The sequence below is a fragment of the Caballeronia jiangsuensis genome, from assembly GCF_046030135.1.
In the GTDB taxonomy this organism is placed as follows: Bacteria; Pseudomonadota; Gammaproteobacteria; order Burkholderiales; family Burkholderiaceae; genus Caballeronia; species Caballeronia jiangsuensis.
This window is the reverse complement of the sequence record NZ_JAQQDB010000001.1, coordinates 94,875-120,499: the sequence shown is the minus strand read 5'-3', so window position 1 is coordinate 120,499 and position 25,625 is coordinate 94,875. Positions and strand designations below refer to the sequence as shown.

21 protein-coding genes are annotated in these 25,625 nt (G+C 58.1%); 9 read left to right on the top strand and 12 right to left on the bottom strand.

The genetic code is table 11. The features are described 5' to 3' along the window. The first annotated feature begins 322 nt into the window (after positions 1–322). The 4 genes from PQR08_RS00525 (at position 323) to PQR08_RS00510 (ending at position 4,186) form a co-directional block, all read left to right on the top strand. The gene (locus PQR08_RS00525; RefSeq protein ID WP_250486888.1) at positions 323–1,048 is read left to right on the top strand and encodes a haloacid dehalogenase type II; all 726 of its coding nucleotides are present in this window, start codon (positions 323–325) and stop codon (positions 1,046–1,048) included. A gap of 113 nt (positions 1,049–1,161) precedes the next feature. Continuing rightward, positions 1,162–1,905, top strand: coding sequence for a haloacid dehalogenase type II (locus tag PQR08_RS00520; RefSeq protein WP_250486889.1), 744 nt, complete (start codon positions 1,162–1,164; stop codon positions 1,903–1,905). 28 nt (positions 1,906–1,933) lie between these two features. Then, entirely contained in the window at positions 1,934–2,422 is a 489-nt protein-coding gene (locus tag PQR08_RS00515) for an Lrp/AsnC family transcriptional regulator (RefSeq protein ID WP_213227201.1), read from the top strand. Between the two features lie 627 nt (positions 2,423–3,049). Continuing rightward, positions 3,050–4,186, top strand: coding sequence for a porin (locus tag PQR08_RS00510; protein ID WP_250486890.1), 1,137 nt, complete (start codon positions 3,050–3,052; stop codon positions 4,184–4,186). A gap of 61 nt (positions 4,187–4,247) precedes the next feature. Here PQR08_RS00510 and PQR08_RS00505 read toward each other — a convergent pair whose 3' ends face one another. From PQR08_RS00505 to PQR08_RS00480, 6 genes are all read right to left on the bottom strand, one after another. After that, entirely contained in the window at positions 4,248–5,720 is a 1,473-nt protein-coding gene (locus PQR08_RS00505; RefSeq protein WP_408160968.1) for an NAD-dependent succinate-semialdehyde dehydrogenase, read from the bottom strand. A gap of 57 nt (positions 5,721–5,777) precedes the next feature. Further along, positions 5,778–7,160, bottom strand: a complete 1,383-nt coding sequence (locus PQR08_RS00500) for an aspartate aminotransferase family protein (protein ID WP_250486892.1) — start codon at positions 7,158–7,160, stop codon at positions 5,778–5,780. Positions 7,161–7,293: 133 nt separating this feature from the next. Then, the gene (locus PQR08_RS00495; protein ID WP_250486893.1) at positions 7,294–7,899 is read right to left on the bottom strand and encodes a hypothetical protein; all 606 of its coding nucleotides are present in this window, start codon (positions 7,897–7,899) and stop codon (positions 7,294–7,296) included. Next, on the bottom strand, positions 7,896–10,934 hold the full coding sequence (locus tag PQR08_RS00490) for an FAD-binding and (Fe-S)-binding domain-containing protein (protein ID WP_250486894.1): 3,039 nt from the start codon (positions 10,932–10,934) through the stop codon (positions 7,896–7,898). The genes PQR08_RS00495 and PQR08_RS00490 overlap by 4 nt, the downstream gene beginning before the upstream one ends. 74 nt (positions 10,935–11,008) lie before the next feature. Continuing rightward, positions 11,009–12,571, bottom strand: coding sequence for a PucR family transcriptional regulator (locus tag PQR08_RS00485; protein ID WP_250486895.1), 1,563 nt, complete (start codon positions 12,569–12,571; stop codon positions 11,009–11,011). Between the two features lie 48 nt (positions 12,572–12,619). Then, the gene (locus PQR08_RS00480) at positions 12,620–13,906 is read right to left on the bottom strand and encodes an MFS transporter (RefSeq protein ID WP_250486896.1); all 1,287 of its coding nucleotides are present in this window, start codon (positions 13,904–13,906) and stop codon (positions 12,620–12,622) included. A gap of 257 nt (positions 13,907–14,163) precedes the next feature. Here PQR08_RS00480 and gabT point away from each other — a divergent pair, with 257 nt between their 5' ends. The 5 genes from gabT to PQR08_RS00455 are packed head-to-tail and all read left to right on the top strand — an operon-like array spanning position 14,164 to position 19,728. After that, complete coding sequence (gene gabT, locus PQR08_RS00475; protein ID WP_250486897.1) at positions 14,164–15,462, top strand: 4-aminobutyrate--2-oxoglutarate transaminase; 1,299 nt, start codon at positions 14,164–14,166, stop codon at positions 15,460–15,462. Positions 15,463–15,464: 2 nt separating this feature from the next. Then, positions 15,465–16,697: an aldehyde dehydrogenase family protein gene (locus PQR08_RS00470; RefSeq protein WP_408160965.1), complete on the top strand. Its 1,233-nt coding sequence runs from the start codon at positions 15,465–15,467 to the stop codon at positions 16,695–16,697. Between the two features lie 54 nt (positions 16,698–16,751). Beyond that, positions 16,752–17,090, top strand: a complete 339-nt coding sequence (locus PQR08_RS00465; RefSeq protein ID WP_250486898.1) for a tRNA-binding protein — start codon at positions 16,752–16,754, stop codon at positions 17,088–17,090. A gap of 45 nt (positions 17,091–17,135) precedes the next feature. After that, positions 17,136–18,740: an amidohydrolase family protein gene (locus tag PQR08_RS00460; RefSeq protein ID WP_250486899.1), complete on the top strand. Its 1,605-nt coding sequence runs from the start codon at positions 17,136–17,138 to the stop codon at positions 18,738–18,740. Between the two features lie 7 nt (positions 18,741–18,747). Then, positions 18,748–19,728, top strand: coding sequence for a CobW family GTP-binding protein (locus PQR08_RS00455; RefSeq protein ID WP_250486900.1), 981 nt, complete (start codon positions 18,748–18,750; stop codon positions 19,726–19,728). Positions 19,729–19,980: 252 nt separating this feature from the next. Here PQR08_RS00455 and PQR08_RS00450 read toward each other — a convergent pair whose 3' ends face one another. The 6 genes from PQR08_RS00450 to PQR08_RS00425 all read right to left on the bottom strand — a co-directional run bounded on the left by PQR08_RS00450 (position 19,981) and on the right by PQR08_RS00425 (position 25,614). Continuing rightward, complete coding sequence (locus PQR08_RS00450; protein WP_250486901.1) at positions 19,981–21,048, bottom strand: HNH endonuclease; 1,068 nt, start codon at positions 21,046–21,048, stop codon at positions 19,981–19,983. Then, positions 21,045–21,437, bottom strand: a complete 393-nt coding sequence (locus PQR08_RS00445; RefSeq protein WP_250486902.1) for an HIT family protein — start codon at positions 21,435–21,437, stop codon at positions 21,045–21,047. The genes PQR08_RS00450 and PQR08_RS00445 overlap by 4 nt, the downstream gene beginning before the upstream one ends. A gap of 181 nt (positions 21,438–21,618) precedes the next feature. After that, complete coding sequence (locus PQR08_RS00440; protein WP_250486903.1) at positions 21,619–22,434, bottom strand: H-NS histone family protein; 816 nt, start codon at positions 22,432–22,434, stop codon at positions 21,619–21,621. A gap of 273 nt (positions 22,435–22,707) precedes the next feature. Beyond that, positions 22,708–23,031, bottom strand: coding sequence for a hypothetical protein (locus tag PQR08_RS00435; protein ID WP_250486904.1), 324 nt, complete (start codon positions 23,029–23,031; stop codon positions 22,708–22,710). A gap of 1,123 nt (positions 23,032–24,154) precedes the next feature. After that, complete coding sequence (locus PQR08_RS00430) at positions 24,155–25,207, bottom strand: type II toxin-antitoxin system HipA family toxin (protein ID WP_250486906.1); 1,053 nt, start codon at positions 25,205–25,207, stop codon at positions 24,155–24,157. An 11-nt stretch (positions 25,208–25,218) separates the two neighbouring features. After that, a complete protein-coding gene (locus tag PQR08_RS00425; protein ID WP_250486907.1) occupies positions 25,219–25,614 on the bottom strand; it encodes a hypothetical protein in 396 nt (131 codons plus the stop codon). Positions 25,615–25,625 lie beyond the last annotated feature (11 nt).

Here is a 25,625-nt window from a genome sequence, read left to right as displayed (position 1 = left end):
CGCCAACTATTGGCTGTCTTCCTGCGCAAGGTAGAAGTGAAGGGCCATAATTTCGTACTTTTCTAACAGGGAAAGCGCGAAACCCGCCGTATGGCGGATGTATCGACACAGGACGCCCCGGCGCAAACTACTTGGCGAAACCAATTCGAAAAGTCCGGGAAAACCCTTGACAGGGGAGGGTGTCCGGAGCCGTCCGCAGAAACTGCTGCGAAAGCCGAACGATGCGGCAAAAGCTGCTGCCGGGTCGGCGGAGAAAAGTTCTGATTGCCGCTCGCCCTCAATACACTGTGTTCTCCATCATGGACATCTCAGAGGAGCTACTGTGGAACTGACCGACTTCAATACGCTTACCTTCGACTGCTACGGCACTTTGATTGATTGGGAAACCGGCATTTTCCAAGGACTCAAGCCGTTGCTTGAGCGCGCGAAGACACCGTTCACCCGTGACCAGGTTCTCGAGGCTCATGCTCGTCACGAGTCGTCGCAACAGAAGTACACTCCGGCAAAGCGTTACCAGGACTTGCTGCCCATCGTCTACAAGCGTCTGGCGGAAGAATGGGGTCTGTCGTTCACCCACGAAGAGTGCGTGGCCTACGGCCGCTCGGTGCAGAACTGGCCGGCATTTCAGGACAGCGCCGAAGCCCTGCAATACCTGAAGAAGCATTTCAAGCTCGTCATCCTGTCGAACATCGACAACGAGAGCTTCACCTACAGCAACGCCAAGCTGAATGTCGAGTTCGACGCCATCATCACGGCTGAAGACGTGGGCTCGTACAAGCCGTCGCCGCGCAACTTCGAATACATGCTCGAGAAACTCGGCGCACGTGGCATCAAAAAGGAAAACATCCTTCACACGGCCGAAAGCCTGTTCCATGACCACAAGCCCGCGAACGAGCACGGCCTGGCGTCGTGCTGGATTTATCGCCGCCATGCTCAACCGGGGTTTGGCGCAACGATGGACCCGGGTTCGCAGCCGAACATCGACTTCCGCTTCAACAGCATGATGGACCTCGCGAAGGCGCATCAGGAAGCTTTGGCGAAGAAGTAAGACAACGGTGTCTCGTCGGCATCGGCGGCGCTGTCGGTCGCGACAGTCCGGTGCGGACGAGACCATTGCTCCGGATGAATTCGAGTATCACATGACTGAACAAAGGGGGCGTTGTGGCTTTGACGGATTTCAAGGCACTCACATTTGATTGCTATGGGACGCTCATTGACTGGGAATCCGGTATCGCATCAAATTTGTCGGAGTTGGCCTCTCGAGCGACGGTCCCGCTGGCACGGGATGAAATCCTCGAGGCCCACGCTCGCCATGAAGCGCATCAGCAGAAGGTCACACCGGCGATGCCTTACGACCGGCTCCTTCAAGTCGTCTTCAAACGACTCGCTGAAGAGTGGAACGTGCAGTATGAGTGGGACGAAGCGATAGCATATGGCGCATCGGTCGGCGACTGGCCCGCGTTTCCGGACTCGGCGAGCACCCTTCAGTACCTGAAGAAGTATTTCAAGATTGTTGTCGTGTCCAACGTGGACAACCGCAGCTTTCGCAAAACCAATGAGAAGCTGGCCGTCGACTTCGACGCAATCGTGACCGCGGAAGATGTGGGCTCATACAAGCCGTCGCGGAACAACTTCGAGTATCTATTCTCTACGTTGTCTGGGATGGGCATCACGAAGGACGATACACTGCATGTCGCGGATAGCGTGTACCACGACCATGAACCTGCCAGCGAGCTCGGCCTCCGCTCGTGCTGGATTCAGCGCCGCTATGAGCAGCGTGGCTCGGGCGCGAACTTGAGGTACTCCGTCGAACCTTCGGTTGACTACAAGTTCACGAGCATGGCCCAGCTGGTCAAAGCGCATCACGAAGACCTGCTCGCGGCTAGGGCAGTCGCCTTTGATTGAGACATCAGCCAATTCGAACACGCACGATATGCGACAGAAGCTTGACCGGACCGATATCAAGATTCTTGCCGAGTTGCAGAAAAACGGCAACATGACGAACGCGAACCTCGCGAATTCCGTCGGCCTGTCCGCGAGTCCATGCCTGCAACGCGTTAAACGGCTCGAAGCTGCGGGCATCATCTCGGGCTATGGGGCCCACCTCAACTTGGCCAAGCTGACCAGTACGGTAACGGTGTTCACCGAAATCATGCTTCACGACCATCGCCGCGAGGACTTCACACGCTTCGAAGCAAACCTGCGCGACTTCGACGAAATCACGGAATGCCACTTGGTCAGCGGCGGGTACGACTACTTGCTGAAGTCGATTGTCAAGAATATCGGTCACTATCAGGATGTCATCGAAAAGCTCGTTGACCGCAACATCGGAATCGAGAAGTACTTCAGCTATATCGTTATTCGGTCACCTTTCGTCAAGCAATCGGTGCCGCTCGACAAGTTGCTGTCGGAAGACGACTAATGGAGTATTGGAACAATGACGACGGTACAGTACGTCTGTGCGACGACCAGCAGAACTCTCCACGGTAGGATGGACCAGGATGCGGCTTGGTTCGACATGAAACAAGTTGCGCATCTATTTGGAACGCGGCTCGACAAGGCAACAAAGCTGCTCTGGCAGGTTGGTGCCACCGGGGAGATTGACACCGAGCGCGATGTCCGGTGGTCTGATTGCAAACAGTGCCTTTTGAGCCACAGAGCCGTCCTGTCTGTCGGGTACCACGTGGACTACGGTCGCGCGACCGCTTTCCGGAAGTGGTGTGCTTCGGCGCCTGTGGTATTGCGAAGCTGAATCAAGCTCGCATCTGCATCTCACATCGTTCAGCTCGTCAATTCGTCTATGCCCGGACCCGGTACGTCAGTCCTTCCGGCACCCGCATCAATCCGTCCCCTGTACTTAACCTTCGAAGCGAAGGAACCTCTTTCCTACCTTTCGTCGATTGGTGTCAAAAGCCATTGAGTGAATACTGACCTCCGTAAAGGCGGATGTCTCCCGTTATCGCATCGTGCGACCGTTCTATCGTCGAACGTGCTACGGGGACGGCATGTCCGGGTGGGTCACGTATTTTCGATAGGCAGGAGGGGATAAATGAAAAAGGAAGTATTGTGTGCTGCTATGCTCGTTGGTAGTGCAAACTGTATGGCTCAAAGCTCTGTCACTCTCTACGGGGCCATAGACGACAGTTTCTCGTTCACGAACAATCAGGCGGGGTCTCAAAACTACCAGATGGTGAACGGTGGACGCGGCAGCAGCAAATGGGGCTTTCGCACAGTCGAGGACCTCGGGGGCGGGTTCAATGCCGTAGCTGTGCTCGAGAACGGCTTCGATATCAACAGCGGCAAGCTCGGAAACGGCGGTCGCCTGTTTGGACGTCAATCCTATGTCGCGTTGAACGGGCCGTTCGGTAGCCTGCGATTGGGCCGCCAGTACGACCTCATTGCTGACTCGCTGATGCCGCTCGCATCGTCGCTGAAGTTCGGTGGTGTTCTCACGACTCGAGCGGGTGATGTAGACAATGTTTGGGGTGACTACTCGGTCAGCAACACCATCAAGTACTACACGCCGGATTTCGCAGGCTTTAAACTTGGGGCGTTATATAGTCTCGGGGGCGTCGCGGGAAACTTCTCACAAGGTCGTGGTGAGGGACTGAGTTTGACCTATGCCGGTGGTCCAATCACGGCATCGGCGGCGCTGCTTCGACTGAACAACCCGGCTACCTCACTGTACGATGCGACGGAAACACCTCAGGCTGGCGCCACGTTCGCGAATCCGATTACTAATCCAACCTTCAGCGGCTACGTCTCGGCCCATACGCTGCAGATTGCCGGCGGCGGTCTGAACTATTCCGTCGGCAACGCCGTCATCGGGGTCCTCTATACGAATACCCGATTCGAGGATGTGGTTCCCACAAGTTCAACACCGTTCTCCGGCACGGCTACATTCAACAGTATTGAGGCCAACGCCACGTACCGAATCACGCCCGCGGTCATGGTGGGTGCGGCCTATAACTATACGAAGGCCGAGACGGCGAAATACAGCCAGGTCAACGTCGGAGCGGAGTACGACCTGTCGAAACGGACGATGCTGTATGCAATCGCTGCGTGGGAGCATGCGATTGGCACAGATTCGACGGGCAAACCGGCAGTTGCGGCCATGGCCTTCGTCACGCCGTCGAGCACAAGTAATCAGGTCGTCGTGCGCGTAGGTGTGCGCCAATCCTTCTGAATGTGGAAGAAAAAGGCCATCGTCCTTTTGGGACGATGGTCTCACGACTGAGCTTGATGACTTAGTCGAGATTGCCCTGGCAGATGTACTTAATGGACAGATAGTCGTCGAGGCCGTACTTCGAACCTTCCCGACCGTAACCGGACTCCTTCACCCCACCGAATGGTGCGGCTTCGCTCGCTACTGCGCCTTCGTTCAGACCTACGACCCCTGCCTCAAGGGCCCGCGACACGCGCTCGGCCCGTCCCATGTTCTGCGTATAGAAGTAAGCGGCGAGGCCAAACGGCGTGTCATTGGCCAAGCGAATCGCCTCTTCCTCGGATTCGAATCGGTACAGCGGTGCCACAGGACCGAAGGTCTCTTCGCAGGTGACGAGCATTTCGTTGGTCGCGTGCGCGAGTACCGTCGGGGCATAGTAGTTCGGCCCCATTTCCGTCAGGCGTTTGCCGCCAGTCAAGACGGTTGCACCCTTCGACACAGCATCATTGACATGTCGGTCAATCTTGTCGATGGCCTTGGCGTTAATCATCGGCCCAATTTGCGCTTGCGGGTCAGTCGCCGGAGCAACCTTTAGTGCGTCCACTCGCGCGGCGAGTAGTTCCGCGAATTTGTCGAACACACCAGCCTGCACGTAGATGCGGTTCGGGCAGACGCAGGTCTGACCGCCATTGCGGAACTTGGCGGCCATGAGACCAACTACGGCCGCATCCAGGTCGGCATCGTCGAATACGATGAACGGAGCATTGCCGCCCAACTCGAGCGACAGCTTCTTCAATGTACCGGCCGACTCGCGGGCTAGGTATTTGCCGACCGCTGTGGAGCCGGTGAAAGTAATTTTGCGGACGCGCTCATCGGCAAGCCAGTCGCCGACAGCTTCAATACCATGGTCGCGCGACGCGCTCAGCATGTTGAGCACGCCGGCAGGAACACCCGCCTCTTGGGCCAGAGCCGCCAGTGCGAGTGCCGTCAGGGGAGTGTCTTCCGCGGGTTTGCCGACAACGGTGCAGCCTGCAGCCAGCGCCGGAGCAATCTTGCGGGCAATCATCGCAAGCGGAAAGTTCCACGGGGTGATTGCCGCCACAATCCCGACCGGCTCCTTGATGGCGCGCATCTGTTTGCCGCGTTGCTGCTGCGGGATGAGGTCACCGTAGATGCGAGCCGCCTCATCGGCAAACCACGCGACGTAGGACGCACCGTAAGCAACTTCGCCTTTGGCCTCCGCTAGCGGCTTTCCTTGTTCCATCGACATGATTGCAGCGAGGTCGCCGGTGTTGGCGAGAATCAGTGCGTGCCAGCGCTTGAGAATTTCTGCGCGCTCTCTCGGCAGGCGCTTACTCCATGCATTTGCCGCTTTCGCTGCCGCATCCGTTGCGGCGCGCGCGTCTGCTTTGCTACTGTTTGCAACTTCAGCGATGGTGCCCCCGGTAGCCGGGTTGGTGATGGGATAGCGCGCGCCGTTCACGGCATCAGTCCATTCGCCACCAATCAGATTCTGCCGACGCAGAAGCTCTTCACGTTTCAGTTTCAGTTCCATGCTCGATACCTTCGAAGGATTCGTCACTCGTTTCCCGTTCAACCCACATAAACGGGCTTAAGCCTTAATCGCGCGGCGCACATCGGCGCTTTCCAGGACGTCGTCGAGCGTTTTGCGCACACGCTCCACCATCGTCTCGACCTCGGCTGCTGTGTAGCAGAGCGCCGGGGCAAAGCCAAGGATGTTGTCGCCGAACGCGCGGAAGATAATTTTGTTGCGGGCTGCTGCATCGAAGATGCGGTCAGCAAGATGCAACGCCGGGTCGAAGCGCGCTCGCGTGGACTTATTTGCCACCAGTTCCACCGCGCCCAGAAGACCTGCATGTCTTGAGTCGCCAACGAGCGGATGGTCGAGCAAACTGTCCAGACCCTGCGCGAACTTAGGTGCCTGGGCTTGGCCATTCGCCAGAAGACCGCCTTCCGTGTAAAGACGAAGTACTTCGAGACCGATAGCAGCGCTCACCGGGTGCGCGGAGTATGTTTGTCCGTGGCCAATCGCTTCGCCAGGTTTGCTTCCGTCAGCGATGCCCTGGTACACAGCGTCAGACATCAATACGGCGCCCATGGGGGCGTAGCCTGCAGTCAAACCCTTCGCAATGGTCATGAGGTCCGGCTCTACGGACTCTGTTTCGCATGCGAACATCGGACCAGTCCGGCCGAACGCGGTAATCACCTCATCCGCGACGAAGAGAATATCCAGACGTCGGCACGCATCGCGCATCGCTTTGAGCCATCCGGCTGGCGGCACGATGACGCCACCCGAACCTTGAACAGGTTCGCAGAAAAACGCAGCGACATTGTCCGCGCCGAGCTCGGCGACCTTGTTCTCAAGCGCCTTGACTGATGCCGCGATGATGGCCTGTGCATCGTCGGGCGTCTCGCTCCGATACGGATAGGGCGAGGGGATGTGATGCTGAGTGGGGAGCGGCACGTCGAAATTGCGATGGAAGCTCGCGATAGCAGTCAGGCCCGAGCCCACAGAGGACGAACCATGATATCCACGCTCCAAAGCAATGAAGTGCTTCTTGCTCGGCCGCCCGATAGCGTTGTAATAGTGCGTGATGAAGCGCAATGCAGAATCCACTGCGTCCGACCCGCCCAACGAGAAGTAGACGTGCTGCAGATTTTTTGGCGAGAGCTCGACGAGCCGCTCGGCGAGTTCGATAGCAGGCTGGGAGCCAAAATGGAAATAGCCGGTTGCATACGGCAACTTCGACATCTGCTCAGCCGCCACCTTGACGATGCTTTCATGGCCATAGCCGGTGTTCACGCACCAAAGACCAGCGAACGCGTCGAGCAGTTCATTGCCTTGTGCGTCGTAAAGCCATGCGCCTTTGCCCCGCTCCAGTACCGTTACCCCACGCTTCTCGTGTGCGCGGTAGTTTGCGACGGGATGGATGAGGTGCTTCCGGTCGGAATCGATAAGCGTTGCTAGAGACATTTCACAATCCTTGATAGGGTTCGGCCTATCCTTAGAGTATCTGGAGCTTGCGGCATTTGGTTTTGCTCGACATGCTTGTAGCGGCGTAGTCCCACCGAATTGGGGCTTAGCGCCGCATCTTCTGCTGGTTACATCAGGCGGCCGGTACAAGGTCGTCAGAGAACAGCGGAGCCGTGAGGGCGGTCAACAGCCGAATCTCCTCCGTGACGGCGCTTTCCGGAACCACGTCGGCGCACAGGAAGGCAAATGCTCCGACGGTCCGCTTGCAAACAACGACTGGGATGTTGACGAGCGTTGTCGTGCCGAGAGACTTCAGCAGCTTGTGGTCAGGAAAGTAGCGTTCGAGCTCGGAGTCGTTGTTCGCCACGAGGACTTCGCCACGTTCGAGTACTTTCCGAGCCCAGTCAGAGCCGGAAAGTTGCTTCCAGCCGCCCACCGGATAGGAGCTTGGCACCGTAGAGTAAATGCGCCGGACGGCGCCAAGTTCTTTCGGTGCGTCAGGCTTCGGACGAGAGACTAGGGCGGTCACCTGAACGAATGAGAGGTTCGGCTTCACCACTTCCAGCCATGCCTGAATCGCTTCGTCTCGCGAGGTTCCTTGGCGAATCGCGGCTTGACCTTGGGCAAGAGTTGTCGACAAGTCACTGCCATTCGCGCTCGTTGCGGCATTGCCGGCCCGCGAAAGGAACAATGCGGAAGCGCCGACCGCGGCAAGACTGGCGAAATCTCTGCGATTCATACGGTTTCCTCCTGTTTGGACGATTTGGCCCGGCGACGCGCCGGATTTGTTTTTGCTCTGCCATCGAGCCACTGCGCGAGATGTATCGCCGAGCGTCCCGTGGTGTTTCGAATTTGTGAGCGACAGCTGAATCCGTCGCTCACCAGCACTGCGTTTTCATCAAGCGGCTGAATCTTGGGAACAAGCTCGGACTCAGCAACCGAGCGTGCGACGTCCGCCGTTTTCGTGTGATAGCCAAACGCTCCAGCCATACCGCAACATCCTGTTTGCAGCACGGCCCCTGACCGCGCCGCTTTGCCGACCAGTCGTGACTCTGCTTGCACCCCGCCACAGGCTTTCTGGTGACAGTGCCCGTGAACGAAGACGCTTTCATCCAGCTTCGGCACATCGAAGCCTTCCGATTCGAGGTATTCGGCTAACGTTTTCACCGACCCGGCAAGCGCCGCGGCCTTTTCGTCGGTCGGGAAGAGTGAACGGAGTTCGTCGCGGAATACGGAGAGGCAACTAGGTTCGAGCACAACCACCGGCTGCTTCAGTGCGATGACGTCTTTCAGCTCAGCCATGATGTCAACCAAGTTGCGCTTGGCGTGGTCCAGCATCCCAGCGTCGTAGTAGGGACGCCCGCAGCAAATCTGCTTGCTCATGAGCCGTACAGTGACGCCGTAAGATTGCAGGACGCGGACGGACGCTTCGAGAACTTCGGGCGAGAATCCGTTGTTGAATGTGTCCGTCCACAGAAAGACTGTTTTTGCACGCGCAGATTGAGCATCCAGCTTGCTCGTGTCGTCCAAGAGGCCCCTGCAGGTCGCTCCCTTTCGGAAGGCCGTTGATGCAACGGCAGGAAACTTCACGTGAGATGCGAGGCCGAACTTCTCTGCCACCACACGGAACGGCCGCAACTTCATGGCAGTGTTGACCACGCCGCTGACCCGAGTGGCGATTGGCAGCCATGTTCCGATGTGTCCAATCATCGTGTCCATTAGGGGACGCTTGGCTTTCTGGTAGTGCTCGTACAAGAAGTGACTTTTGTACTTGGCCAGGTCGACATGGGTTGGGCAATCGCTACGGCAGCCCTTGCATGCCAGACAGTTATCCAGCGAGTCCTTGACTTCCTTGTTGTCCCAGCCGTCAGTGATGACCTCGCCCTTGAGCATTTCGAAGAGCAGGCGGCTGCGTCCGCGCGTCGAGTATTTCTCTTCGCGCGTCGCGCGGTAGCTTGGGCACATGGTTCCACCGTCCAGAGACCGGCACTTGCCCATGCCGATGCATCGTTCAGTGGCGCGCGCGAATGTGTCCGGACTCTGCAGGTTGCCGAACGAGAAGTGACTGGGGACCTCCACGCGGCGGTACGTGGGTCCAAGGCGAAGATTCTCATCGACAGGCATTGCGTCGATGAGCTTGCCGGGATTCATGCGGTTCTTCGGGTCCCAGATGGTCTTGAACTCACGGAACGCGTCCATGAGCTCGGGCGAGTACATGAGCGAGAGCAGTTCGCCTTTGGCCTGGCCGTCGCCGTGCTCACCCGAGAGCGAGCCCTCATACTTGACGACGAGCTTCGCCGCTTCCTCCAGGAAGTTGCGCCACGTATGGATGCCTTGGCTATTCCGAAGGTCGAAGTTGATACGGGAGTGGATGCAACCATCGCCAAAATGGCCGTACATGTTGGTCGTGTAGCCATATCGTTCGACCAACGCGGAGAACTCGCGCAGATAAGCGCCAAGCAGGCGAGGTTCGACTGCGGCGTCTTCCCAGCCGACAACCGGGTCCGGCTTCGACGGGTCGTCGCCGATAGACGTAGCTGAGGCACCGGTCTCTCGAATTGACCAAAGACGCTTCGTCATCGCCGCATCCGAAACCACTCGTGCGTTCGGGCGACCAGGCAACGAGTCGGCCATGTCTGCAGCAGCTTGTGCCCGCTTCAGGGACGATTCGAGATTGTCGGTGCCGAACTCGACCATGAGCCACGCGTTGCCATCAGGCAATTCAGCGATGTCAGCAAGCGCCAGCCCGCGTTCACGCAAACCTCCAACGATGCCGGTGTCAAGCCCTTCCATTGCAATGGGCTCGAGCGGGAGCAGTTGCGGAACGCAGTCGGCCGCATCAAAAATCGTGGGAAAGCCGAAAACCGTAACAACTCGTGCGGTCGGATTGCGCACGAGGGTCGTGGTCGCTCGCAAGACCGACACGCATGTGCCCTCCGAGCCGACGAGCGCCCGAGCAATGTTGAAGCCATTCTCTGGCAGCAGCTGGTCGAGGCTGTAGCCCGAGACGCGACGTTTCAGCTTGGGAAAACCTGCGCGAATCTCGTCGGCATGACGGTCTACCAAGTCGCGAAGCGCTTGAACAATCTCGGCGCGCCGGCCGCCTGCAGTCAGATGAGCCTGAAACGCTTCTTCGTCGGTCGGCCCAACCCAGAATCGCTCCCCGTCGTAGGTCAGGATTTCCATCGACTCGATGTTTTCGGCCGTCTTGCCAGCCATCACCGAGTGTGCGCCGCACGAGTTGTTGCCGACCATGCCGCCAATCGTGCAACGGCTATGCGTGGCAGGGTCGGGACCGAACGTCAACCCCTTGAGAGCAGCGGCGCTCTTCAACTGGTCGCAGATGACTCCCGGCTGAACAACCGCAGTGCGGCATGCGGCATCGAGTTGCTCGATGCGTGTCAGATGACGAGACGTGTCGATAATGACCGCGACGTTCACCGCCTGCCCGCACATCGAAGTGCCGGCGCCACGGGTGAGCACCGGTACGTTCGCGTCATGACACGCACGCATTACGGACACGACGTCTTCGACCGTTCGCGGCAGGACAACGCCAATCGGAACCTGCCGATAGTTCGAGGCCTCCGAGGCATACGCCGCTCGAGACCCAGCATCGAACCTAATCTCCGCATCCGTCGTCTGAGCGAGCTGGCGCTGAAGTGCAAGAAGCTTGTTGAGGTCGGGGCGTGTGGAGGACGAGTTCGAATTCATGTGGTCGCGAAATCCGGAAAAAGCGGCGGGACCGTGGCTGGGCGCGAACTGCGCGTTGGCCAAAACGTCCCGCGTCATTCCAAATTAAAACGCGACACAATGCTGAAGTCTTCCTACTTAAAGTAGGAAAGATAGGGTCAATCTTCGCGAAGGCGGTAGAGCGCCATTGCTACTTGAACTTGGAAACGAATCTTGGGGTCTTCCAATGTGACCTTGAGAATTTCCTCGATTCGCTCGAGTCGATAGCGCATCGTGCTGATGTGTATGCCAAGCGAGCGAGCCGCATTGACCAACTGAAAACCTTCGTCGGCCAGCGTACAAAGGGTCTCTAATAGTGACTCACCGCGCGGTCGTGAGACGAGAGGCGTCACGAGCCGTTCGATAAGCATGTCGCGGGCATTGGCGTCGCCCAAGAGTGCACGGGGAAAGAGAATCTCGTCGAATCGATGCAGCCTTCCGGGGCGCAAGGTCGGTAGCAATGCGTCGACATCCTTCGAACCTGTCGCCATGCCCTCGATACCTGAATGCACGCGACTGACTGCGATCGCCGCACGTTGGTCTGTGACCGATTCCCATAAGGCTTCAGGCGAAGCTTCCGCAGGCAGAATAACTTTAATCTGGTTCAACCATATTGCGAGCAATTCAGGCTGCTCGGTGACTCGAAGTTGATGCTTGAGCGCCTCTACCCATCGTTCGCGACGGTTCAGTCCTTCCGTGGTGAGCGGTATGGGCTCGTCAAGAAGCACAAGGCAGATGCGATATTGATTCGTTTGGCTCCAGCCACACACTCGCGCGCGCTCCAGCGCGCTCGGCGTTGCGGTGAATTCGCCATCGAGCAGACCAGCGACAAGCGCGTAACCTAAGCGGTCTTCCTGTTGCGCGAGCTGCTGCTGATGCATCAGGTGTAGCGCTGCAACGACGCTCGCGTGTTCCATCGCTCGAGCGTCAAGTTCGTCTACTTCCGCTCCTTCTAAGTCGAGCCAGATGACAGCAACGAGCGAGTCATGCAGGCGAACGGAGAGCCGCAATCGGTAGACTGCCCGGCCGGCGAGCTTAAAGCTCACGCGGGTGGGTCTCGGTGAGTCGCTGGAGTTGACGGGTGACTCTGATAGAGAGGCGACGAATTGGGCTTCGAGTGCCTGCGCTTCAGGTTCCGGTGCGGAAGTGCCGAGCAACTCGCCGGACACATTGGTGAACGAGACCTCACGGCCTACAAGCTTTCTCAGCGTGATTGCGATGTCGCTCAGGCTGCTTGCTGTTACCGCAGCATTAGTCAACGCTCGATGTAATTGCTCCGAGCGCTCGATAATCTGCGCTTGGAAATTGATTATCTTTGCGAGAATTTCGTGAGTGACTTCGCTGAACTGCACGGCCCACGGCAGTTCAAGAAGCGGAAAGCCGACACTTCGCGCTTCGTCGATTGCTTCTTCAGGAAAGTGGTCTCGAAAGTGAGGGACGGCCAGCACAACGCCAGCGAGTCCGACCTGGCTCAAGTCACGAACGAGGCGTCGCGAAGTTTCGGCATCGTTCGGCCAGTTGTAGCCGGTTGTCAATAGCAGCTCACCAGGCTTCACCCAGTTGACGATGTCCGGGTGGTCAACCATGTGAACCCAGGTGATTTCGCGCTGGAGATTTTCCTCACCAGCGACGACTTCTGCTTCGCGTAGAACAGTTTCACGAATAGCGGTGTCTAGCTTCATAGCGGCGAATAGTTTCGCCGCGGCATCAGCGTGACACCGCGGCAGCAATTAAGCCTCTTTGGGCTGGCGATAACCAAACAGCACGCCGAGCAAGCTGAACGCGGCGGCGAAGATGACGTAGAGCGCCGGTGCCATGGGCGTTCCCGTCGTGCTGATAAGCCACGTCAGGATGAGCGATGCAAAGCCGCCGAACGTCATGACCGCGAGATTGTAGGCAACCGACAGACCGGTCGAAAGCACCTTGGTCGGGAAAGTTTCCGAAAGTGCGGCCAGGATGGGGCCCGTGTAAATCGCGATGAGCACGCCGAACACACCTTGGAATACGCACAACGTTGCGACGGACGGCGACTTAACAATCATTGCAAACAGCGGCCACGCAAGAACAAGCATCGCGGCCGACGCACCGCCCAAGAGCCACTTGCGGCCGACTTTGTCCGAATACCAGCCAGTGAATGGGGAGCAGACCGTGATGACGCCGCCGCCCACCATTGCCGCAATGAAGGACGCGGACTGCGGAAGCTTCAGGACCTTCACTGAAAACGTCGGCATGTAGAACAGAATCACATAGATACACACCGTCCAGAGCACGACCATCGCGAAACTTGCGAAGGCTTGCCACGGATAGTCACGAAGAACGTCAGCCAACGGCGTCTTAGACTTTTCGGCATCCAGGAAGACGGGCGTTTCTTCCAGGTTGCGACGAATGAAGAAGCCAATGGGTCCGATGAGCAGGCCAGACAGGAACGGGATGCGCCAGCCCCAGCCTTCCATGTCTGCAGTGGAGAGGCCCAGTGTGATGCCCGTGCCGAAGCAGGCACCCAAGAGCACAGCGAATCCGATGCTGGTCTGAATCCAGCTCGAGTAATAGGCCTTCTTGCCTTTGGGCGCATGTTCCGTCAGGAACGCAGTCGCCGTACCCATCTCGCCGCCCGCTGAGAAGCCCTGCAACAGACGCGCGAAGACAATCAGGCAAGGCGCGGCGATGCCAATCTGCGAGTAAGTGGGAGCCAGACCGATGATTGCCGTACCGGCACACATCAAAAGAATGGTCAGCGACAAGGCAGCTTTGCGGCCTGCGCGGTCCGAGTAGATGCCAATGAGAATCCCGCCGAAGGGACGCACGAGGAAGCCGACGCCGAACGTCGCGACCGAAAGCATCAGCGAAGTCAGGTCGTTGCCGGTCGGGAAGAACAGCTTCGCGATGGTGATGGCGAAGAAGCCGTACACCATGAAGTCGAACCACTCAAAGCCATTCCCCAGAACGGTTGCCACAATGGCGCGCCGTCGTGCAGATTTCTCGTCTACGTAGTTTTCTGCCAGATTTACTGTGTTCATCTCCGCTCCCGATACGTGCCTAAGGCCTTTTCAAAAGGTCGGTGTGGCCCCCGGTCAGGAACCAGCCGTATCCCATTGAACTCAGCCAGAAATCGCTTAACTACCCATGTTTCGTAGGAACGGATGCTTTCAGATTAGTACATCGAGTACGAATTGCGTCAAAGAAAGCGAAAAGGAGTCGTCGAATTCCTATGTTTAGTAGGTATCGGCCAGTTTTCTGGCTTCCTACTATGGCCTTCATCTCAGGAGGCGATTGAATGAACAAGGAACTCGACAACAACCAGAGCGCCGCTGCGCTTCGTGAAACCTACGTCGCCCGTGGAGTGGCGACGGCGCACCCCATCGTTGCGACTCGTGCTGCCGGTGCCTACCTGTGGGACGACAAGGGTCGGAAGTATCTCGATTTCGTCGGCGGCATTGGCGTGCTGAATGTGGGCCATAACCATCCGGCGGTCGTTGCGGCTGTTCAGCAGCAACTCGAATCGTTCTCGCACGTCTGCTTCCAGGTCGTCGGCTACGAGCCATACATTCGCCTTGCAGCCCGCCTGTCGGAACTGGTTGCTCCTGGCCAAGGTTACAAGTCGGTCTTCCTGACGACGGGCGCTGAGGCGGTTGAGAACGCAATCAAGATTGCACGCGGGTACACGAACCGCCCGGGGGTGATTGCGTTCCGCGGTGGTTTCCACGGCCGCACGCTCCTCGGCATGTCGCTTACGGGTATGAGCGCCCCCTACAAGCAGAACTTCGGACCATTCGCCCCGGACGTCTACCATGCGCCGTATCCGAACGCGTACCACGGCATCAGCTCGGACGACGCCCTGAAAGCGTTGCAGACAATCTTCAGCACTCAGATTCAGCCTGACCGAGTCGCTGCAATCATTCTCGAACCGGTTCAAGGCGATGGTGGCTTCCTCGCTGCACCGGCCGAGTTCATGCAGGCCCTGCGCGAACTGACGAAAAAGCACGGCATCGTCCTCATTTGCGACGAAATTCAGACCGGTTTCGGTCGCACCGGCAAGATGTTTGGCTTCCAGCATTCGGGCATTCAGCCGGACCTCGTGACGGTGGCGAAGAGCCTTGCCGGCGGTTTGCCTATCTCGGGCGTGGTCGGTCGCGCTGAAATCGTCGACGCGCCGCAGCCGGGCGGCCTCGGCGGCACGTATGGCGGTAACCCGCTTGGTTGTGCCGCAGCGAACGCCGTACTCGACATCTTCGAACAGGAAAACCTGCTTGAGCGTAGCGTCAAGATTGGCGAGCAGCTGCGCGCCGGCCTCGAAGCGCTGAAGGCGGATTACCCGGAAATGGGCGAAATCCGTCAGACAGGCGCAATGGTTGCTGTCGAGTTCGTCTCCGATGCTCAAACGAAGACGCCCGACGGCGCCCTTGTCCAACGTATCGTCGACGCCGCACGCGAAGAAGGGTTGCTCATCATCAAGTGCGGCGTCGAGCGAAATGTTGTTCGCTTCCTGTCGCCCCTGACCGTCTCTGACCAAGACGTCTCCGATGCACTGGGCATGTTCGGGCGTGCGGTTGCCGCCGCAAAGAAAGCAGCTTAAGCATGTCCGATGGACCGAACGACGCACTGGAACTTAATGCGCCCGCTGCGGTAGGCAGGGCGGCGTCGAGGGCCGTGCGTTGTTTCGACGTTTTGAGCCCCTACGATGAGACCGTCGTTGGTCGCGCACTCGATGTCGACTTCAGCACCCTCGCATTAAGATTTGATGAGGGCTCGCGAGCGGCGCGAGCGCTCCGAAACACTCTGCCCGTTCAACAGCGATTTCGGAAATGGGCAACAAAGATTGATGCGCGGCGCGATGAGCTGGCTCGCATCATCAGCCTCGAGACGGGAAAGCCCATACGATTCGCCCGTCTGGAGCTAACTTCGGCCCTGGCGGCGCTGGACACCTGCATCTTCTGTCCGCCGATATCGCTCGTGCGCGACTGGGTCGCGGCGCATTCAGCATTCTCCATAGCGAGCTGGTGTGACCCTTTGCTCTCAACTGTGCGAGGAGTCACGACGGTCCTGAGCTCCGGGCGAGCTCTAGTCATCAAGCCTTCGTCCCGAGCGCCGTTAGCGGCGCGAGCACTCGCGGAGCTTTGGCACGAGGGTGACGAGGTGGACGCGCTCCTGTGCGTTGTACCTTCTACTGACGCTGTCGGAATGCTCCGCGCGGCCCTGATGAGTTGGCAAGTTACCGAGGTCCGCTTCAAAGGGAGCCGCGAGGTCGGAGCGTTCGTGTCGAATGCATGCTACGAGGCAGTGGTACCTGTGAGTATTTCTAGCAGCGAACGACTTCCCCTTGTAGTCCACGCCGGAGCCGACATCCAAGCAACATGCGATGCGTTAGTCAATTGCGTGTTCCTGCGACGGCTGCAATCTTGCGCTGGCCGCATATCGTGTCTGTACATACACGATTCCGTGGCAGATTCTTTTATCTCAGCGCTTGTCGACAAGCTGAGCTGTCTGCGCGTCGGTGACCCGCTTGATGATGAAACGGACATTGGACCGGTCATAGATGACATTGCGACTGCATTGATATCAGAGCAGGTCGAAGACGCCCTGTTCGAGGGTGCGATGCTTCGGTGTGGAAAACCCCACCCTGATGGGCGTCTGCTTCGACCAATCGTCATAGACCATGCGAAGCCATCGATGCGTGTATGCGTCGAGGAGCTTGAGGGGCCACTTCTGCCTGTCGTGCGGTTCCACCAGTTTTCAGAACTTCCCAACACAACGTGTTTGACCGTTGATTCGCTGAATCTGTCAGATACGGGTGAGAGGTTCGAACCCTAGCCGCTCAGCCGGTAAGCGCGCGCTAGATTGCAAACTTTTTTGAATAGTCACAACATGAGCGAGACATCCCCTTACGAAGCGTTTTCAATGGTTGACATGCGCGCCGGCCGTATCGCGCGAGTCGAATTGAATACGGAAGCACGCAAGCCTGCGTACAAAATCTGGATTGATTTTGGCGAACTCGGCGAGCTGGCGACGAGCGGACAATACACAGCGTTGTACCAGGCTGAAGAGCTCGTAGGCCAGATGGTCGTTTGCGCAGTCAATCTCGGAAGTCGCCGCATTGGCGGCTTCAAGTCTGAGGTGCTGATGCTCGGTGTCGAGAACGCAGAAGGCGCGGTCGTGTACCTGAAGCCCGAGCGCGACGTGGCGCCTGGCACGAAGGTGTTTTAAGGAACATCAAACGCCCGCACAGGGCACCTTATTGATGGAGACGGCATGAGCACGCCCGCAGCAGAGATTGAAGTTGGCGAAGAAATGGTGGCAGGTTTCGCCAAGAAGGGACTGGGACAAGTGCAGGCAGCAACGACGCGAGACCGCGGCATTGGCCCCTTCAAGCGGCTCGTGCTGCGTGGCGCGATGGTCATCGACGGCACCGGTGCGCCGCCGTGGGGACCGGCCGACATCGTCGTTGAAAGCGGGCGCATTACTCAGGTCGCGGCGGTCGGTGTCCCTGGACTACCCATCAACTCGGCGCGTCGACCAGCAGCGGGTGCCCACGAAATCGACTGCACCGGCAAGTTCGTCACGCCTGGCTTCATCGATTGCCACGCGCATATCGGTACGCCGTTCCATGCCGAGAACGGCGAGATGCTGCCGGCTGACTATATCTACAAGCTTTGGCTCGCGCACGGTGTGACGAGCGTGCGCGAAGCCGGGACGATGAACGGCCTCGCGTGGACGCAGCAGCAGGCTGTCGCTGCGGATGAAGGCAGGATTGCCGCGCCGACGCTCTATCCGTATGTCTACTTCCCGGCGGTCAACGACTATCTCAAGACCATCTACACGCCGGAGCAGGGTCGCGAATGGCTGCGCAAGGCCCATGCGAAAGGCGCGCGGGGCGTGAAATTCTTCGGAGCACCGCCGGCAATCATGCAAGCGGCACTCGACGAAAGTAAGAAGCTCGGGTTGCGGACGTGTTGTCACCATGCGCAGCTTTCAGTTGGTCGCATGAACTCGCTACGCACGGCTCGCTGGGGCCTCACGAGTACCGAGCACGCGTACGGCATCCCTGAAGCGTTGTTCGATGGTCGCACACTTCAGAGCGTCGCTGACGACTACAACTACAACGACGAGTACATGCGGTTTGCGACCGCCGGGCAGACCTTCCTGCAAGCAGCGCGACCAGGAAGCGCCAAGTGGAACGAGGTCATCGAAGCATTCTTGGAAGCAAGCCACACATTTGTCCCGACGATGAACGTGTACGACAGCAATCGTGACCTGATGCGTGCACGTCGCGCCGACTGGCACGACGAGTACACGGACAGCACGACGTGGAAGTACTTTCAGCCCCAACGCGGCGGACACGGTGCGTACTTCTATCGCTGGTCGGTGAAGAACGAAGTCGAATGGAAGGAAAGCTTCAGCATTCTCATGACGTTCCTCAATGAGTACAAGAATCGCGGCGGGCGCGTTTGCGCGGGGAGCGACTCAGGATTCATGTATCAGGTTTACGGCTTCGGCTTTGTTCGTGAGCTTGAGTTATTCCAAGAGGCCGGCTTCTCTTCGCTCGAAGTCTTGCGCGCGGCGACGTCACACGCCTCGGAGCTCCTTGGTATTGAGGACGAAGCCGGCACGCTGGAAGTCGGCAAACGTGCGGACATCCTGGTTCACGACCAGAATCCGCTCACCGACTTTAAGCTGCTGTATGGCACCGGTGCGGTCCGACTGAATGAGGAGACGAACGGTCCTGAATTCAAGCGGTGCCTTCAAAAGACGATTCGAGGAGGGATGGTGTACGACGTCGACGAGCTGCTTTCAGACGTTCGCGAGATGGTGGCAGGGACCTGGCCGGAAGCGTCCAAGAATTCGCGCACAAAGTGAGGTCATTATGCAATCTGGGCCTCAATTTGTTATTGTCTCCGGGGCGCTCGGCAGCGGGAAGACCTCGCTTCTCGAGGCTTTGCTCGCTTGCGAGGACGCTTCCGACACAGCCGTCATCGTCAATGAAGCCGGCGAGATAAATATCGACGGAGCAGTACTCTCCGAATCGGGGCGTGGCATGTCGATGGCCACGCTCAGCAACGGCTGCGTCTGTTGTTCGATGACGAGTGACCTCGTCACGACCGTTCAGGACCTGGTTCAATTTCGTAGGGCCGCGGGCAAAAAACTTTTTTCTCGTATTGTATTGGAGTGCAGCGGTCTCTCGCGGCCAGGTCCAATCGTCTCGTCGTTGCAGGAACTCGCTGAACTCCGGCTCAAGCTGCACCTAATAACAACGTATGACTGCAGTCGTCCCGCGATGCAGACCGGCGACTTTGAAGACGCTGTTGCCCAGCTTGTCGGTGCCAACACAATCGTGCTTACAAAAGTCGACCTCGTTCCTAGCGGGAAACGCGACGAAGCATTGCGAGCAGTTGCTGCCGTTAATCCGATGGCTCATGTTGTCAACGAATTCTCAGCGACGGTCCGTGCCCGCGGAGCGTTTCAGCCACAAAGCAACGGTGCTCCGGTCACCGGCGATGTGTCGAACAGCACTTCTGGGCGCCGCCGCTTGCTCCATCCGAGAGTCCGCGTCTTCCGCGCAAAGCTTCATAAAGAAGTGTCATGGGATGGGGCGCTCGATTGGCTGGAAAACATTGCCGGCGCACTCGGGGAGCGGTTGCTCCGTGTCAAAGCAATTGTGCCTGGAGAAAATCGCAGCGACCGGATTCTGCTCCAAAGCGTAGGAACTACGTTCTCCGCCCCGCGTCGTCTGTCAGCCAGCACGTCTGCGCCAGTGGGCGCGGTCATCATCGCGCGAGACTGCGGGCGACAGGAATTGGATGAAATTTCCACGGAACGGGTAGTAAGCTGGTTCGACTACCAATAGCCGAAGTGCTTCGGGGAGGCACTTTCTCGGTCACTGTCACGCTTGAGCAGCTTAAGCGGCTTGATTGCTCCGTCACTTGCCAGAACACTCGAGACGTGTGCGTAGGTTTCTTGCTCCTCGCAGCAATAATGTCTTAGTTGCAGTCAGCACGCAAAGCGTTCGACGCAGCTATTTGCAGCGAACGGGTCGTCAGAGGCGCTTACCGTGCCAGACAGGGGAGCGTAGAGCACCTGCATCGGACCTACACATCGTCTAGGCCTCTAAGAGCAAAGTGAGATAGAGCGAATCGACGTCTTCGTATGTGGCAGGGGATAACCATGCCCGTCCGCCCGTATCGCTCGCGACCGTGTAACCCCACGTTGCTACGCGTTGGACAATCCGTTTGTCGCCTGAAACACCGGCTAGCAGTCCAATTTCAGCGAGTTGCTGTTGTTTGTGCACGAGCCTTTCGAGCCAACGTTCGAGGTGCGGCTTCGCCGCAAGCGTATCTGACTTGCTTCGATTGCAAGCGGCGTGCGCCAGAACGAAGTTGTGAGCAAGGTCACGCGAGTAGAGCGAGAACGGTACGAAGTGGTCGACATCGGCTTCGTTCAGACCCTCCCCACAGTAGAAGCACTTCGGTCCATCGAGCATGCGCAATTCGGCACCGATGATGGCAAGCGACTGTCGAGACGACGAGAATAGGAAGTCAGCGAGGTCGTCGGAGCTCCCGAGAATCGGATGGTTGCGGCGGTTCGACTTGATATGCGCGACCCACTTCGTCCGTGCCATCTGTTCAACGAGGGTGTAAAAGCGGCGCAGACAATAGCTTACGCCAGGCTTCAATGTGACCAGACCACGCGACTGTCTCTCATACAGAAACGAATCAGTCGCGCCGGCAAAGTTTTGCAGGTATTTCAGAGGTTGCGCAGAAACTACCGCAGCGACCTTTGAAACCAACGAGGCATATTGGGGCAGACTGGAGGCTTGCAAAGCAGAGGAGTAAGGCGAGCTGGCGCGGAATTCCGCGATAGCGCTTACTACAGCGGCCTGGACGCCCAGGTTTTGAATCAGAATTCCGGGCTCGCATCCTACACGGCCTGTCCCGTATGGCGTCGTTTGTTTCCAATATAGGTATATGAACCGTTCAGCAATCTGCCGAACGGTCAAGTCGAGCTCTGCTCCGTCATCGGTTCCATGTTCGACCGCCAGCTCTGCAAATGCAATCAGGAGCGCGAGTTTGTAGGTCGCAGTGAAGTCGCCTTCCGCGAACAGTCGTTGAAGCTTCGCGAGGAAAGCTAACTGCGCTTCCGGGGATGGTGGCGGTAGGCTTGTGCTCAATCGCGCTGGCTCCAGTAGTCTGCCTTCGCGGGTATTACCCACCGAATCCCGCCGCGAGGGTCTGCAACGTCGTCCACAAAGCGCGGTATTAGATGAATGTGAAGGTGAGGCACCGTCTGCCCAGCCGCGGGACCATCGTTGATGCCGATGTTGAGTCCGTCCGGCCTATAAAAGGAGTTCGCTGCAGCCCTTGCGTCATCGAGGAGGGCGAATAAGCACTCGCGCTCGTCTTTAGTTGCATCGAAGAATGAGCCAATATGGCGCTTCGGTATAACGAGGCTATGTCCCGGCGAAACCGGAAAGCCATCGTATATCCAGAAGGCGTGCTCGTTCTGACCAACGATGCGTGACTCCGAAATCTCGCAGAAGGGGCAGGGTGATGATGTCATCGATGAAATGCAGTTTTGCGTACTTTGAGTCGGTCTAGCCGACGCCGCGGCCGGCGTTCGAGCCGCCATGCTCTCACAAGCGCATGCGCGGCGTCGACGGCGACACCACGACGCTACGGGATGCGGCTCAGGTTCACCTATGGCCGTGCTTAGTGGCTGACGCCGCACATTGACTCTGGTCTTACGTCGAAACGATAGGCGCTGCTTCAGGCGTCGGCGTTGTCGCCGCCGTCGTCGTGGGCGTAACTCTCCGGGACGTTGTTTTGCGAGCAGAGACCTTCGTTGGAGTGACGGTTGACGTTGCCGAAGGCTTCGTCGCAGCCTTCTTTACCCCCGCAGGCTTTTTCGATACCGCGACCTTCTTGGCGCCGACCTTTTTGCTCGCAGCACGGGCCTTCGGCGCAGCTTTCGACGTGGTCGCCTTGCGAGTCGCTGTCAAATCCGACTTGGCGGCAGGAGCCTGTTCAATCAGAAACTTGGTTCGGTCCTTTACCGACGCCAACCACTGAGGAGCAGGACCACGACCGCTCCAGGTTGCTCCCGATTTTGGGTCTCTGTATTTTGCAGGCAGCGCACCTTTTGATTGCACTTTGCTAGCGGGAGTCTTTCCGCTGGACGCTCCGACGGGTCCTCCTGAAGACGCGGTACCGACTCCGTCGATGAAGAATTTCGTCCGGTCTTTCACGTCTTTAATCCAAGCGGGCGGTCGAGCATGGCCGCTCCACGTCTCACCGGTTTTTGGATTCAAGTATTTCGCGGGCAACTTTCCTTTGGTGGCGATTGGCGCCTTGGAGCCTCGACCGACCGCAACGCGACCGTTGGCCTTGGCGTCTCTTTTTGCTTTTGCTCTGGCTTCGATGTCTGCGGTAGTAAGCCCGTGTTTGAGCATCAATTCGCGGATTTGGTCGACGGCGGCTTGTGCTTGCTTTGCAAGAATGGTCTCCGCTTGCGCCTGAAGCTTTTTCATACGGGCCTGAATGTTCTCAAGGGTAGTCATGTTCTCCTCCGTGTGGTAGCACAAGGAACTATGACACAGCATTCTTGAAAAGAGTACCGAAATACCTTTGCTTGTATCGGGAGCTCAATCAGTTTATTCGCGGGGGCGAGAGGAGATTTTTGAGGAGCGAGATACGGGAACGGGGGCGGAAGCCACGGAGAAGGGGCGTCGGTATTCGACTTCCATAAGCCGACACACGGCGAAGAAGGCTGGCGAGCTCAAAGCCGGACGCACACGCAACGGCAATCAGACCAGCCTTCTTCAGCTCAAAGACTATTTGCTGGCGTCCGCCTCGCACTTTTTCATAAACGACGATTTCGCAGCGCCCGCGAGTGGCTTGCCGTCTTTTCCGACCGCTTTGCTCGCACATGCAGCGGAGACATTGCTCTTGTTGCCAGCTTCGCACTTCTTGATGAAGGAAGTCTTTGCTGCGCCGGCCAGCGGTTTTCCGTTCTTATCGATTGCCTGGGACTCACAGCTCGACCCTGCCGCCGTCGGCGCAGGTTTGGCTGTCGCGGCAGAAGGCGCGGTCGTTTGGGCGCACGCGATTCCGACCGAGAAACATGCTGCGACAGCGACTGCGATAATCTTGTTCATAGCTATTCTCCGGGAAGAGTAAGGCTGTGCGCCTTGCTTGATTAACGCCCGGAGAGCTGTGACGTTGACGTCAGTCCATAGGAATTGTTGTTGCAGCGCCGTATCGGCCGCTCTATCGCTGCTCTACTCACAGCCTCAGCGAAGCGCTGGTCGCAAAGGACAGAGCGGTTCAAAAACGCTCCTAAGGGAGTGAAGTGCGGACGGATAGGGTGTTTCCCTAGCATCTTCGAACGGTCTTTTGGAACTGCATCACAGACGCGGGGATAGAATCGTTCCATGTCCGCTATGGCAGTTTTGGCGTTCAGAATGTGAGTCGCAACGGGCGTCTGCAAAGGAGTGGGAGGAGACCATGGTTTCGATGAGGGCGAACCGCTTGCTCGTGTCGATTTGTCTGACGTCCCTCATGTCTGCGTGTACCGTCGCGCCTGCGACAAAGAAGCCAACCGAGGGGACCGCGAAGGTTCGCGCAGCGATAGAGAGCGCAGTCGCGTCATCAGACTCGGAGCTGACAAGAGATAGTCCGACGTCAAATGGTCGTCGGCAGACAACTGTTCAATGTGACACAGTTGGCAGCATGTTCGTTTTTGCACCGAAGGTGAAGCAATATGCTGGTGGAATCGTCGTACAGGCTACGGCTGCAACTGACCGCTGATTCTTTTGCGAGGCGCGTCGTACTTTGGTGCGGGATGGAGGATTATTGCTTGCGCGGCAGCATAAAGCGTTCGAGGAGAACTTTGGCCTGTTTTTCAACATCGCTCTCAAGCGTCCCCGGGTACGTATCCCCCTCTTTGTAGGCAGGTCACTGTGATTCTGCATCGCGAGGTTCAAGGCATCTCGCGACGGAGTTCCTCGCTCGAGATGTCATCGATGTGCCTGAATGCGCTCGCGACCTTGTCCACGTCCACGGCATTAACACCGCTGTTTCGGAAGTGGGTTTTCCAGTCACGCACGACGGCCCACAGTTCCGCAATCAAATCGCAGGCCTCTCGCCGGTTCAAGCAAAACTCGCTGCAGCGGCTAACGGCGTTGTTCAATGTCGCCAGTCGACCCTCTTGCCCGACGGCAAGATGTAGGTAGCGCTCGTATGCATGCGACGGACTTGGCAGTACGTCATAGACAGGGCTCAGGGCCAACTCTTGAGTTCAGCGTCCCACAAGAAGCCGTGATTTCGAAGATGGTCGTCGCAGTTGCTCACAAACACGTTGAAAATCATCCGCTTGTATAGCTCCGCTGCTCCGTCGTAGGCGAGGAGTGTGCGGCAGTACCTCTCGAGGCAGCCGGCGAGATTCCCGTACGACGAATGCCGCGAGTCCATCTCGTCACACGCGGCAAGCGTGAGCGCACTGACGAAGGGGATGCGGTGCTCAACCGAACCGGCTGGGGCGTTGCCGCGCACGAATCTGCCATCGCCTTGTGGCGCTGTGTCGCCGGGGATTGCCCAGTAGCGGTCAAAACGGCGAACGAGCAGGACATTGCGGCCCTCGATGAGCTCAAGACGCACTTCTGGCACACGCAGGCCGGCCATTCGTGCGAGGCGAAGCGTCGCATACTCAACCGCGGGTACGTCGAACCGGTCGCCTTCGCTCGAGAACTTGGCGAGGTGCAGCGTTCCTCGTTCATCGCGAACACTGGCTTTGGGCCGAGCGCCACCAAGGCCCGCGCCTTGCACGAATATGTTCGCGAACTCTTGTGGAATGGGAAGTCCACGTTCAATCAATCCGGCGGCCTCTGCGAGATTGGGGAGAATGTCCCAGGAGTCTTTGCCACGCAACGGCAGCGAAGATGCATCGGAGCGAACGTCGAGCGCCCCAACACGGTCGCTTCCCGCGTTCAAGATATATTGCAATTCGGGCAGGCCGTTCAGTGGCGCACCCAGCTTCGATTCGATAACACGCCGTCCCCATGAATCAGGGGTGGCATCGCGAATCGCACCGAAATATGGAAGGTCGCTTGCCGGAGATGCGCGCCGTCCAACCGCAGAGTGTCTGCCGGCAATCGGGAGGCTCACGGGGTCAATCGAAAAGGTTCCGGGTTTTCGCACATACGCACGGTCATATTGGAAGCTCGATGCCATCAGGTCGGTGCCGTCCTCGACGAGCGAGAGGTCGCCGCAAGCGAGCCACAACGAATCCATGTTTGCAAACACGCACAGATGACACACTGTATCGGCTTCCATGGGAGCCCCCGTTATTCTGCTGCCAGTTGCCGGGCGTACCGCATCGCCGCGCGAAAACCTACTGCGCGCCGCATCACCTGTGGCAAAGTTCGATTTCCGAGACTCTCAAACGGGTAGGCGAGTTCGAAAAACATGGCCCATGCATCATTCATCGCGCTCATCGCGCGCGTCACCCGAGCTAATCTCGACCCAAGCCGGTCTCGTCGGATGAAGAGCGCGGGGTAGAAGTAGTCGCGGCCGATTTTGGTTGCAAAGATGGTTCTCTGCTTCAGCCGCCTCGAGAGCCGAGCGCGGGAGATGCCGGAGCGACGGCAAAATTCCTCCGCAGTCAGCAGGAATCCCTTCTCAACTATCCGGAGCCGTGCTCGCCGGACTTCGCGCATCGCATCTCGTTCATCGGTGTTCAATAGGTCGCCGT